The sequence below is a fragment of the Flavobacterium sp. genome (assembly GCF_027490375.1).
Taxonomy (GTDB): Bacteria; Bacteroidota; Bacteroidia; order Flavobacteriales; family Flavobacteriaceae; genus Flavobacterium.
Window position 1 is genome coordinate 1 of record NZ_JAIXYH010000001.1, and the last position, 12,811, is coordinate 12,811.

General features: G+C 42.9%; 9 protein-coding genes and 1 tRNA gene. 7 read left to right on the forward strand and 3 right to left on the reverse strand.

Annotated elements, in window-relative coordinates:
• Window positions 1-227: 227 nt before the first annotated feature.
• Window positions 228-301: transfer RNA gene (locus Q0064_RS00005), tRNA-Asn, on the reverse strand.
• A gap of 102 nt (window positions 302-403) precedes the next feature.
• The gene (gene rseP / locus Q0064_RS00010; protein ID WP_298142386.1) at window positions 404-1,747 is read right to left on the reverse strand and encodes an RIP metalloprotease RseP; all 1,344 of its coding nucleotides are present in this window, start codon (window positions 1,745-1,747) and stop codon (window positions 404-406) included.
• A gap of 120 nt (window positions 1,748-1,867) precedes the next feature.
• On the opposite strand from rseP, the gene Q0064_RS00015 reads away from it, so the two are divergent.
• Window positions 1,868-2,824 carry an aldo/keto reductase gene (locus Q0064_RS00015; protein WP_298142389.1) on the forward strand — a complete coding sequence of 319 codons (957 nt, stop codon included), beginning with the start codon at window positions 1,868-1,870 and terminating at the stop codon, window positions 2,822-2,824.
• On the opposite strand, the gene Q0064_RS00020 is transcribed toward Q0064_RS00015, so the two are convergent.
• Entirely contained in the window at window positions 2,814-4,721 is a 1,908-nt protein-coding gene (locus Q0064_RS00020) for a M1 family aminopeptidase (RefSeq protein ID WP_298142392.1), read from the reverse strand. The genes Q0064_RS00015 and Q0064_RS00020 overlap by 11 nt on opposite strands.
• 1,259 nt (window positions 4,722-5,980) lie before the next feature.
• On the opposite strand from Q0064_RS00020, the gene serS reads away from it, so the two are divergent.
• From serS to proC, 6 genes are read left to right on the forward strand one after another with little or no spacing between them, the layout of a single operon-like run.
• A complete protein-coding gene (gene serS, locus Q0064_RS00025) occupies window positions 5,981-7,252 on the forward strand; it encodes a serine--tRNA ligase (protein WP_298142394.1) in 1,272 nt (423 codons plus the stop codon).
• Window positions 7,253-7,301: 49 nt separating this feature from the next.
• Window positions 7,302-9,086, forward strand: a complete 1,785-nt coding sequence (locus Q0064_RS00030) for a tetratricopeptide repeat protein (protein WP_298142396.1) — start codon at window positions 7,302-7,304, stop codon at window positions 9,084-9,086.
• A 3-nt stretch (window positions 9,087-9,089) separates the two neighbouring features.
• Complete coding sequence (locus Q0064_RS00035; protein WP_298142399.1) at window positions 9,090-9,413, forward strand: DUF4286 family protein; 324 nt, start codon at window positions 9,090-9,092, stop codon at window positions 9,411-9,413.
• A 9-nt stretch (window positions 9,414-9,422) separates the two neighbouring features.
• On the forward strand, window positions 9,423-10,214 hold the full coding sequence (gene rsmA / locus Q0064_RS00040) for a 16S rRNA (adenine(1518)-N(6)/adenine(1519)-N(6))-dimethyltransferase RsmA (protein ID WP_298142403.1): 792 nt from the start codon (window positions 9,423-9,425) through the stop codon (window positions 10,212-10,214).
• On the forward strand, window positions 10,195-11,547 hold the full coding sequence (mgtE, locus tag Q0064_RS00045; protein WP_298142405.1) for a magnesium transporter: 1,353 nt from the start codon (window positions 10,195-10,197) through the stop codon (window positions 11,545-11,547). The genes rsmA and mgtE overlap by 20 nt, the downstream gene beginning before the upstream one ends.
• Window positions 11,548-11,583: 36 nt before the next feature.
• Entirely contained in the window at window positions 11,584-12,360 is a 777-nt protein-coding gene (gene proC, locus Q0064_RS00050; RefSeq protein WP_298142408.1) for a pyrroline-5-carboxylate reductase, read from the forward strand.
• Window positions 12,361-12,811 lie beyond the last annotated feature (451 nt).

Below are 12,811 nucleotides of genomic sequence, written 5' to 3' on the forward strand. Positions count from 1 at the left end.
AATCTACAACATCAAAATGCGCCAATAAACCAAATGGTAAAAATGAACTCAATATCGAAAAATCCACAACTTTTTTTATACGAAACTAAGCATTCTCCCCAGAAAATTAATGTGAGCCCGGTAAAACCAACATAAAATTTCTTGAGCTTTTCCGAATGTAATATGTAAACTAAATATGCCATGGCACTAAAACAAAAAATCCCGATCATTTCTGATCAGGATTTCCGCTCCCCCTCTTGGGCTCGAACCAAGGACCCTCTGATTAACAGTCAGATGCTCTAACCAACTGAGCTAAGGAGGAAAATATTTTTATGTCTTGCCTAACGCGGTTGCGATTAAAGCGGTGCAAATATAGCTATTGTTTTTATTCTACAAAATAAAATTGAGAAATAAAGTGCATTTTTTACTTAAAAAATAGCTTGTAAATGTCGTTGCCGTTCGCAAAAAGCACTAAACCAATCAGTAAGAAAAAGCCTACCATTTGTGCCCGCTCCAAAAATTTATCGCTCGGTTTTCTGCCGCTGATCATCTCGTACAACAAAAACATCACATGCCCGCCATCGAGCGCCGGAATCGGCAATAAATTCATGACTCCTAAAACAATCGACAACATTGCGGTGATGGCCCAAAATACTTGCCAGCTCCACTCTTCTGGGAATATATTAAAAATGGCATAAAAGCCCCCTACGCCCTTCGCAGCGCCTGTACTTGGCGTAAAAATCGCTTTCAGCTGCCGGCCGTATCCCGCCAACTGCTCGACTCCTTTATCGATCCCAACCGGAATCGACTCAAAAAAGCCATACGACACTCTGCTGAATTTATAGTAACCTAAACGCTCTAGATTATCCTCTTGAACAGCTCCTAAAGCAGCCCCCAATTTTCCGTCGGCATTTACGTTTAGTTGCACCGGAACGCGTTTATTATCGCGTAAAACAACGCCTGGAATCGACTTCCCTTTGTTCGCTTCCAAAATTTTTGGCGCTTGATCGAAATATTTAACGGGTTGTCCGTTCAATTCAACAACAATGTCTTTTGCCTTCAAGATGTCTTTATTCTTCGAATCGTCGGCTAAGCCACGAACTGCAAAGGGTATTCTTAAGGAAATAGCATTGCGCTTATCTTCATCGATAAACTGACCAATAAAGTTCTGCGGCAATGTGATGGTTTGTGGTGTTCCGTTACGTTCGATTTCGACCGTTTTTGCCATCAATAAATCAGACATGATTGCCGAACTAAACTTGTCTACTTTCTTATTATCTATACTGAGAATCTTGTCGCCCGTTAGAATTCCCGCTTTTTCCACAACCGGATTTTGAACCCAAACGCCGTCTTTTACTTCGCTGTTTTTGACGTAATAATCGCCATAAGCGTAAGCCATTCCAATGTAAATAAGGAAAGCCAAAATAAAGTTTACCGTTACGCCTCCTAACATGATTATGAGTCGTTGCCAAGCCGGTTTCGAACGGAACTCCCACGGCTGTGGTTCTTGCTTCATCGTTTCGGTATCCATCGATTCGTCGATCATACCGGCAATTTTCACGTAACCACCCAACGGCAACCAGCCAATTCCGTAAACGGTTTCGCCTATCTTTTTCTTAAATAACGAGAACTTCGCGTCGAAAAACAGATAAAACTTCTCAACCTTCGTCTTAAAAATCTTGGCCGGAATAAAATGTCCCAACTCATGCAAAACGATGAGCAGCGACAGACTTAACAAAAACTGACCAAATTTGACAGCAATTTCCATGAATCTTCTTCTAAATGAGCCGCAAATGTAATCTTTTTGATGCAGCAGTAAAACTGCAAGCACAACGGCAGTCGGTAAAAGTTTGTTAATTTCGCAAGGCTCACTCAATTCTGAATGCTCATGCTCAAATTTAAATCTGTTCCCAACACCGAACTTAAAACGGCACCGCTCATTTTTGGCGGCAATGTTTTTGGCTGGACCATCGATGAGAAAACCTCCTTTCAACTTCTCAACGCCTTTATCGACAAGGGTTTTAATATGATTGATACGGCCGACATCTACTCGCGTTGGGCGCCGGGAAATGTAGGTGGCGAATCGGAAAAAATCATTGGTAAATGGCTGTCCGACGTTAAAAATCGCGACAAAATCATCATTGCTACGAAAGCCGGAATGGATATGGGCGAAGGAAAAGTAGGTTTGAAAGCCGCGTATTTGAAATCGGCTGTGGAACAATCGTTGCGAAACTTAAAAACCGATTACATCGATCTGTTTCAAAGTCATCAAGACGATCCCGAAACTGCGCAAGACGAGACACTTCGCGCGTACGACGAACTTATTCAAGCCGGAAAAATTCGTTACATCGGCGCATCAAATTTTACTGCAGATCGACTACAAGAAGCCTCTGAAATTGCTCGATCGCAACAACTACAGCCGTACCGAACTTTACAACCGTACTACAATTTGTATACGCGCGAAAAATTTGAGGGCGAACTCCAAAACACCTGTGCCGAACTCCAGCTCGCAGTCATTCCGTATTTTAGTTTGGAAAGCGGATTTTTAACGGGCAAATACCGCAGTACAGCCGACCTTCAGAAAAGTATCCGCGGCGGCCGTTTTGCCAACCATTTCAACGAACGCGGCATGCGTATTTTAAGTGCGCTCGATGCATTGTCGGCCGCACATAATGTAACACCTGCAGCTATCGCATTGGCGTGGTTACTCAAACAAGAAACCATTTTGGCACCTATTGCCAGTGCAACATCGGTAATGCAGCTTAATGAATTGCTCGCTGTTGCCGATATTAATCTAAATACCGATGAAATCCGACTGCTAAATCTGGTTTCGGCTAGTTCTTAATGAATTGAAACGACGCCGACGAGCCCGAATTAGAGTGCAGTTTTAACACATACGTGCCGTACGCTAAGGCTTGCACATCGATACGTGCTGCATTTTGCGGATTGGCAACTAATCTCCCTTGTATGTCGTAAATAGCCATTTCGCCGATTTGCAATCCTTCAGGAATAGAAACCGACATAAAATCGGTTGCCGGATTTGGCGCTAAAGCTACTTGGTTGAGCAGAAAACTGTCGGTTCCTAGAGTAATGGAATTGTTTCGGCTGATGATATTGCGGTTCGGGTCAAAACTCACGTCAACCACAGGAAAGTCTACCGGAACAATAAATTCTTGTCCGTTGCTTGTGTGTTCTACACGTACAATTTGTTGTTCGCCCGAGCTGCTAAACAAACCTATTTCCACAGGCATTTCGAAAAAGCTAACCGACGGATGTGACTGGGTTTGGTTCAGAATAATTTTCGCCTGATTGTTGCCCAAATACGTTACCGCAACCGAATAGCTTGGATATCCTTGATTGTAAATCCAGTCGTTAAAAAACTCTTGTAAATCGGTTCCCGAAGTTGTTTCGCAAATGTCCTGAAACTGTGAAGTCACGGCATAATTAAATGCCAAAGCGGGATCATTCAAGAAATTTCGTAACGCTTGGATAAAAACACTGTCGCCCAACTTGTAACGCAACATATGCAAAACCATGGCGCCTTTGCTGTAACTTAAACGGTTGCTAAAAATTCGATTTACACTATTCGTTTCAGACGGCGTTAAGTAAACCGCACCACCGGCTACCGAGGTAATCCAGTTTGTTAGCGCTGTTTTGTGCTCAACAAAAGCGGCATCGCCATCAAAAGCCTCGATAACCATAGCCGACAAATACGTTGCGAATCCTTCATTTAACCAAATGTCTTGCCAACTGCCGCAAGTAACTTTATTTCCAAACCACTGATGTGCTAGTTCGTGAGCAATTAATCCGCGACTAAAATTACCCATAAACGAAACGGTTGTGTGCTCCATGCCGCCGCCCCAACCAAATTGTGCGTGTCCGTATTTTTCAGTGTGGTACGGATACGTCTGAAACAAATCTTCAAACATACTCATGATGGGCAATGTAAGTGCAAGCTGTTGTTGCGCGGTACTTAAACTTTCCGGATACACATAATTTACAATCGGAAAATCGTTTGGCGGAGTCCCTGCCGTTTGGTTAAAAACCGAATAGTTTGTTACGGCAATAGCAATTAAGTAGGCCGGAATCGGAAAGTTATGCGAAAAATGCGTCGTTTTGGTGTTTCCGGTAACAACAACCGATTCCTGCAAGCCATTAGCAACAGCCACATACTGCGATGGTGTGTTCAGATAAATATCTATAGAGTCAATTTTATCATTTAAATCTTGCTTACACGGCCACCAATCGCGGGCGCCGTAAGGTTGCGAAAGCGTCCACAGTACCGGAACGCCGTTGTGCGTATCAATCGTAAAAGCTTCTTCGCCGGTTGCAGGCTGACCGCTGTACGTTACAGTAACGCTATTTTGCACGCCTGCTGGAAGTGCCGTCGGAAAAGTAATTACAAGTTCGTCGTTAAAATTCTGCGTAAAGTTTAAAGAAACATTTCCTGAAGTGACTTGCGAAACAGTTAATTGGTTCGACAAATCAAAAGTCATTTGCGTTAAAGTAGTTGTTGGAACAAAATCGGTTGTCACCACGCCGCTAATAAAATACTGCGCTGGATCTACGGTGAAATTCAACGTTTGATGCTTCACGTCGTAATTCGTGGTGTTACTGTTTGCTTGAAACGACAGTAAACTCTGAGCCGCACGCGCTTCAGCGTCCGAAATTTCAAAGTCAATTCCGTGTTGTGCCCACGCGCCAAAAGTGGAGATCAGCGCGCAAAAAAGCAGCTTCTTCATGAGAAAAAATTTTCCCAAAGATAACAAAGAAGTATATCCGTTGCGTACACACTATTTATCAGAGGTATAGGTCCAAAGTTCATTGTTTGTTTGTGGGCCTTGCGCTTCTTGATTGCGTTGCCTCGTTGCCTCGGCCGTCGCTAAGGTGCGCCGGGCTTTCGCGGCAATTCGCTTGGTTGCCCACTACCGCAATTGCTACTTTTTCGGCTTCCGCTGGTCGCCGTAAAACCAGCTTGCGCTTACGCGGGCAACGGCAGCTCATTTCTGCTCCAATCCCTAAGGCGAAAAATCCGTAAGTAAAAAATCCGAACCGATTTTCTTTCCCGAAAAACCCAAAAATTTACGGAAACCCCGTAATGGTATGTCGATTTTTTTTCAAAACTTCGCCTCGATGGGGGCGGGTGGGATGGGGAGCGATTCCCACGCACGAAATCCCCGGAAATAAATTTTACGGAAAACCCGCATATCTAGAAAGATTTTGAGATTTCGAAATTTCGAGATGAAAAGATTAAGGGAGCACAGTGTTTCACGAAGTTTTTCACAATGTACACAATGCTGCCTCCGACAGGTTGCCGTCGACAAGTTCAGGCGCCGACGATACGTGGGTTCGGTTGGGCAAAGCGAAACGTTCAGTGGCGATCGTCGCAAAGTCTTAATACTCCAATCTTAATACAAAAAAGTCTTTCTACTCAGCCTTCGACAAGCTCAGGCTCCGACGATACGTGGGTTCGGTTGGGCAAAACGAAACGTTCAGTGGCGATCGTCGCAAAGTCTTAATACTCCCATCTTTATACTTAATACTTCCTAAAAAATTTACGGAAAACCCGTAATGGTAGGAAAATTTGTTTTGTAACTTCGCACTACGGGGCGGGGGTGGTACTTCCCAGTATATAATATACCCCTGCTCAAAATTCAAAGTTTTCACCAAAGAAAATGCGTTTGAAGCGCCAACCGTCTTTCCAATTTTTCAGCTCGATCTCAAAAACCAAACGAAAAACACAAATCAGGCAATCAAACTCGTAACACGAAAAGACATCCAAAATTCTAAAAAAAGTAAATCGAATTAGATTGGTTAAGTAACTAATTATTAAATAATTGAGTAAAAATTCCGCCATCAAGCAACAAAAAGCATCGATTTCCAATTCATTCAAAACAAAAAACAAGACCGCCGTTCATTCAAAACGAACACTTTTGCACGCAGTTTACCAACCATACACACGGCTTTTTAGTTAAATTTGCACGCTTTACAATTTTTTCAAATGCTACAAACAACTTACATCCGCGAAAATACATCCAAAGTGCTTGCTGCCTTGGCCAAACGAAATATCGATGCCACGAAAACAGTTGAAGAAATATTAGCACTCGACGACAACAGAAAGGCTACGCAATTAGCGCTCGACGAGGTGCTTACACAGGCCAATGCCCTTGCAAAAGATATAGGAAATTTGATGAAGTCGGGCGAAAACGCCAAAGCGCAAATTCTCAAAGAAAAAACAGCTCACCTCAAAGAAGAGAGCAAAAAACTGTATGAGAAACTCGACGAGTTGCAAGCTGCGCTCTTGCCACTGCTTTACAGCTTGCCCAACACGCCTGCCGATAAAGTAGTTCCAGGAAAAAGTGCCGACGATAATGAAGTGGTTTTCACCTCGGGGATCATCCCTGAACTGAGTGCCGATGCGGTTCCACACTGGGATTTAATCAAAAAATACGACATCATCGACTTCGAACTCGGAACCAAAATTACAGGTCCAGGTTTCCCGATTTATAAAGGAAAAGGTGCCAAATTGCAACGCGCATTGATCAGTTACTTCCTCGATAAAAACATCGATGCGGGTTACCAAGAATTTCAGGTTCCACATTTGGTGAACGAAGCGTCGGCGTACGGTACTGGGCAACTTCCCGACAAAGAAGGTCAAATGTATCATGCCGTTAAAGACGACTTATACCTCATTCCAACGGCCGAAGTTCCGGTAACAAACATCTTTCGCGATGTTATTCTCAAAAGCAACGAACTTCCCGTTCTAGCCACCGGATATACGCCTTGTTTCCGTCGTGAGGCCGGTTCTTGGGGTGCGCACGTTCGCGGTTTAAATCGTTTGCACCAATTCGATAAAGTTGAAATTGTGCGTATTGAAAAACCCGAAAACTCGTACGCTGCTTTGGAAGGCATGGTTGAACATGTGAAAGAAATTTTAGAAGAGTTAAAATTGCCTTACCGAATTTTGCGCTTGTGCGGCGGCGACATGGGGTTTGCCTCTGCCATGACCTACGATTTTGAAGTATATTCCACCGCGCAAGGTCGTTGGTTGGAAATCAGTTCGGTTTCCAATTTCGAAACCTTCCAATCAAACCGTTTGAAATTGCGTTACCGCGACGAAGACGGAAAAAATCATTTAGCGCACACACTAAACGGATCTTCGTTAGCGTTGCCACGTGTTTTGGCAGGAATTTTGGAGAATTACCAAACACCCAACGGGATCGTAATTCCAGAAGTGCTTCGCAAATACACCGGATTCGACATTATTTCGTAAGTACACATACGGTTTTGCCGGCAGTTTCGTTAGCTTTTTAGAACGCATTATGAAAAAACATTTTTGGATACTGCTTTGTCTTATTTCGCTGACTTCGTTTGCACAAAACGAACAGATTGCCGCGCAGTATTTCGAAAAAGGCGATTTCGAAAAAGCCGTACTCAGCTACGAAGAATTGTTCGCGAAAAATCCGGGTCATAACGGACATTTTGCACGCCTGATCGAAAGCTTACAGCAACTTAAGCAATTCGACAAAGCCGAAACACTACTGAAAGAACGCTTGCAACGCTACAAACAACCTAACCTTTACGTAGATTTAGGCTACCTCTACGCGGCCAAAAAAGAAGAGGCAAAAGCAAAAGAGAATTACCAATTAGCCGTTGAAGAAGTTCGCAAAAATCCGGTTCAAGTTTACGCTGTTGCCAACAGTTTCGAAAAATATGTGCTGCTCGACTACGCACTACAAGTATATGAATTGGCTACAACAGCCGATCCGCGCTTAAACTTTAATTTCCAAATCGCAGTTATCTACGGACAGCAAGGAAAAACCGATCTAATGATCGAGAAATTTCTTGATGAAGCGAAGAAAAATCCGACGATGCAAATTAGCATACAAATGCAACTCAGTCGGTTTATGATGGGTGAAGATAAAGGAGATGAAACCTTTACAGCTGCCTTGCGGAAAGCACTCATTCAGCGTTCGCAAAAAGATCCAGACGTTTTCTGGAACGAATTCTTAAGCTGGTTTTACATTCAACTTAAAGAATACGACAAGGCATTTGTTCAGCAAAAAGCGATTTTCAAAAGAAATCCAGACGTGTTTTACAACATCCTCAATTTGGCAAATTTAGCTTATGAAGATGATGATGTAGAAACCGCAAAAGGTGTGTACGAATTTGTACTTGCCAACACAACCGACGTTGATTTAATTATTGATGCCAAGACGTTTTTGCTTTCAGATACAATCAACAGAGCGAAACCAGCCGATTATCCGGCAATCGATGCCAATTTCGCTGCTTTATATGCAGAGTTTGGAAGAAGCGCCATAGTTTATCCGTTGTTGCTCATCCAAGCAAATTTCGAAGCATTCAATAAAGAAAATCCGAATATGGGTATTCAAATTTTGAAAGATGCTTTGAAAATGCCGCTTAATCGCACGGAAATCGCAGAAGTTAAGATGAATATGGCCGACATTTTACTTTTCGACGAGAAGTTTAACCAAGCCTTACTCTATTACGCGCAAGTTTCGGAAGATTTTAAAAACGACGCCATCGGACACGAAGCCAATTTAAAAGCGGCTAAAACCAGCTACTATCAAGGCGATTTTACGTGGGCGCAACAACAATTCAAAGCACTAAAATCGGCTTCTACGCAACTCATCGCCAACGACGCGCTGGAAATGTTTTTGCTGATCAGCGACAATACCGTAGCCGATTCTACACAAACCGACTTAAAGCAATTAGCTAAAGCCGATTTTTTCCTGTATCGCAGAAAAAATACGTTGGCACTTGAGATTCTTCAAAGTTTATTGAAAAACAACAAAACACAGGAAATACTCGACGTTACAAACATTCGTCTTGGCAATTACTTCAACGAAACCGGCGCATATAACGATGCGTTAACCTACTATTCGACCATTATTTCGAATTTTCCGGAAAGCGTTTATCTCGATGAAGCTTTGTATGCTTCGGGACTGATTTACGAAGAACGTTTGGCTGATGCCGAAAAGGCGAAAAGTTTTTACGAAAAGGTTATTTTCAATCATCCCGACTCCATCTTTTTTGTGGATGCTCGGAAGCGCTACCGTTTACTCCGTGGCGATAAAAATCTTTAATACATGATTATTTATAATGTAACCTGCAACGTGGATAAATCCATTCACGACCAGTGGCTGCGCTGGATGAAAGAAACACATATTCCTGAAGTTTTGGCAACAGGAAAGTTTATATCGGCTCGTTTGGTGAAGGTTTTAGTAGAAGAACCCGAAGGCGCAACCACCTATGCCGTCTTGTACACAGCCCAAAACCGCAGCGATTTGGAAAGCTATTACCGCCACGATGCGCCGCGCTTGCGCCAAGACGGACTAAAACTCTTTGGTGATAAAATGCTCGCATTTCGCACCGAACTTCAAGTTGTAGAAGACTTTTACCAAAATACCTAAATCCGTTTCATGCAAAAAGTATCCGCTAAAAAACACCTCGGACAGCACTTTCTTACCGATGAGAATGTAGCTCAGAAAATTGCCGAAACCCTTAGCGGAACCGGTTACGATAACGTACTTGAAATTGGTCCAGGAATGGGTGTTCTAACGAAATACCTCCTTAAAAACGAAGGCTTTAAAACTTCGGTCATTGAAATCGATACCGAATCGGTTGCGTATTTAAAAACACATTATCCCGAACTGGAAAACCGAATTCTGTCGGCAGATTTTCTCAAAACAGACATCACCACATTTTTCGATCGCCAAGCCTTTGCCATCATTGGGAACTTTCCGTACAACATTTCTTCTCAAATTGTTTTCAAAATGTTAGAAATCCGACAATTTGTTCCAGAATTCTCCGGAATGTTTCAAAAAGAAGTTGCCGAACGCATCTGCGAAAGCGAAGGATCAAAAACTTACGGCATTTTATCGGTACTCGTGCAAGCTTTTTACGATGCCAAATACCTATTTACCGTTTCCGAAAACGTATTCAATCCGCCACCAAAAGTAAAAAGCGGTGTTTTGAAACTCACTCGAAAAGAAAATTATACGCTTCCTTGCAACGAAAAATTGTTTTTTACGGTAGTGAAAACAGCTTTTGGCCAGCGACGCAAAACATTAAGAAATAGTTTAAAATCGCTCGCTTTGTCGGACGGTTTACGATTAGATAGTATCTTTGACAAGCGTCCGGAGCAACTGTCGGTCGGCGAATTTATCGAACTCTGCCAAAAAATAGGAAACGATGGAATTCAAAATCAGTAAAGATTTAATATCGCGCTTTGAGCAACTCATTGAAACCCGCCAAGATTCGGAACTCGAGTCTATTTTAAATGAATTGCACCATGCCGATATTGCCGAAATTCTCGACGAACTCGATTTTGAGCAAGCTACTTATATTTTCCGCGTTTTAGATTCCGAAAAAACAGCCGAAATCCTTCTAGAACTCGAAGACGATCTTCGGGAAAACATTCTTAACCGACTTTCGCCTAAGGAAATCGCCGAAGAGCTCGACGAACTCGAAACCAACGACGCCGCCGACATTATTGCCGAGCTTTCGCAAAGCAAAAAAGAAGAGGTAATCTCCGAATTACAAGACGTTGAGCACGCTAAAGACATTGTAGAACTGCTCCGTTACGACGAAAATACCGCCGGTGGTATCATGCACAAAGAGTTGGTGAAAGTCAACGAAAACTGGAATGTGCTTACTTGCGTGAAACAAATGCGCATTCAAGCTGAAAACATTTCGCGTGTACACTCGATTTATGTGGTTGATGACGAAGACCGTTTAAAAGGACGCCTCTCCCTAAAAGATTTGCTCACCACCTCAACCAAAACACCAATTAGCGACGTGTACATCAGCAAATTGAATTTTGTGAAAGTAGACACACCCGATGTTGAAGTGGCACGTATCATGCAGAAATACGACTTAGAAGCCATACCCGTAATTGATGAATTGGGACGCTTGGTAGGTCGGATTACCATCGACGATATCGTAGACGTAATTAAGGATGAAGCCGACAAAGATTACCAGTTGGCAGCCGGTATCTCGCAAGACGTTGAAGCCGACGACAGCGTATGGGAACTCACCAAAGCGCGTTTACCTTGGTTGGTTTTGGCATTATTAGGAGGGTTTATCACGGTACATGTTTTGGGGCTGTTTGAAGGAGCAATGAAAGAACACGGCACCCTTTTCTTCTTCACACCATTAATTGCCGCGATGGCCGGAAATGTAGGCGTACAATCGTCGGCAATTATTGTTCAAGGTTTGGCAAACGATACGTTGAGTGGTTCGTTGTTTAATCGGTTGCTTAAAGAAATTTCGTTGAGCTTACTTAACGGTTTAATTCTCGCGGGTGTTTTGCTGCTTGGAACACACTTTTTGCTTGGTGTCGATTCGGTTATCGGAATGATTGTTACCATTGCACTGGTTTCGGTAATCGTGATTGCTTCACTTATCGGTACGTTTGTGCCGTTGTTGTTGAACAAAGCGGGTATCGACCCCGCATTGGCTACAGGTCCGTTTATCACTACAAGCAACGACATTTGCGGCATCATGATTTATTTCACGATTGCGAAACTGATACTTGGCTTCTGACGCTGAATCGATTACTTTTGGGAAAAACCCATGCGTATGAATATTTTAATTGTTGGCGGCGGAAATCTGGGTACGGCCATTGCCATTGGTTTACGAAATGCCTATCCAACACACGCCATTACGGTTACACGCCGAGACATAGCTAAGATTGCGTATTTACACGATCGCGGTATAGCAACAGCTACAGATTCCAAGCAATTTGCTACTTCAGCCGATTTAATCATTCTTACTATAAAGCCGCATCAGGCAGAGGCTGTCATTGAAAATCTTATGCCTTTTTCGACAAATACCATTATTGCCAGTGCGGTAAGTGGTTTGTCTTTAGAACGATTGCAGGCGCTTACGCAGAATACTAAAAACGTGGTTCGTATCATGCCGAATATAGCCGCACAATTCAATGCGTCGGCTACGTGTATCGCAGCAGGAGAACCGGCGTGCGAAGCAGCAAATGCGGTGAGTGAATTGTTTAGTGCTTTAGGAACAGCTCCAAAAATTGAGGAAAAATTGATGGATGCAGCTACAGTTCTTGGCGCTTGCGGTACAGCTTATGCCTTGCGCTACATCCGAGCATCGATGCAAGCCGGCATTGAAATTGGCTTCGACGCACAAACAGCTTTAGCTATTGCAGCGCAAACGGTTAAAGGCGCAGCCGAATTATTGATGCAAGAAAAAGTACATCCGGAACAACTCATTGATCGAGTAACTACACCACAAGGCTGCACGATAGTGGGATTAAACGAAATGGAGCACGAAGGTTTTAGCTCTTCGTTAATAAAAGGAATTAAAACGTCGTTGAAGCAGATTAAAGAGTAAAAATACGGGTTGCAGGAAATGATAAATACGATTTGTCGGGCCAACTACTGTTCAAATAACGACCAACTTTGCGCAACGCAGGTTGTTTAAGGCAAAAATTTCTTGCTAATTTGGGCAGCATTTCCGGCTTTCGGCTGTATCTTTTTATTCCGCTTCGCTCCATAAAAAGGATGCCGCCTCTATCCGGGCTGCGGGTATCGTTTCCGAAAAAGCGTTACAAATAATTTTTTGAGTTAGCGATTTGGAAATTTTTTTGGGGCTTAAAGTGAGGAAATTTTTGGCGGCACGTTACTTCTTCTTAAGAACGCGTTGCTTCGCTGAGTTTAAATTCGGCACCAGCGATATGATTTTAATTCGAGTTCAGGTTTGTTATCAAAGCTGCTTTTATTCTTTTATCTTTGGGTAATTATAACCTAGTTAACAGTCATGTACACTACTTTTCACTTGGCAT